This window comes from Paralimibaculum aggregatum (assembly GCF_030270585.1).
GTDB lineage: Bacteria > Pseudomonadota > Alphaproteobacteria > Rhodobacterales > Rhodobacteraceae > Thermohalobaculum > Thermohalobaculum aggregatum.
Map to the genome: position 1 here is coordinate 1 of NZ_BSYI01000173.1, position 301 is coordinate 301.

General features: G+C 76.1%; 1 protein-coding gene. It reads right to left on the bottom strand.

Features of this window, described 5'->3' with window-relative positions:
• Positions 1-115: 115 nt before the first annotated feature.
• Positions 116-301 (bottom strand): 6-phosphogluconolactonase (locus tag QSJ97_RS24825; protein ID WP_285675183.1); only part of this gene is annotated, 186 nt, incomplete at its 5' end.

The following is a 301-nucleotide window of genomic DNA, read 5'->3' on the forward strand; positions in this document are numbered from 1 at the left end:
TGCATCTGCATCTGCGTTGTCGGTCTGTGTCTGTGTCGTCGGTCTGCGTTGTCGTCGTCGGTCGGCGTCTGCATCTGCGGCGGCATCCGGGCCGGCGGCGTCGGCGTCGGCGGCGTCAGTCGGCGTGGTGCACGACGGCGCCGGCCAGCACCGCCAGCACCGGTGCGGCGGCGGCATCGCCGAGCGCCAGCGCCCGCTCGAGGGCGGCCAGCTTGTCCGCCCCGGCGATCAGCAGGTGGCGCTCCGGCGCCGCCGCCAGCACCCGCGCCGAGAGGGTGATGCGCGGCTCCTCGGCGCCGGG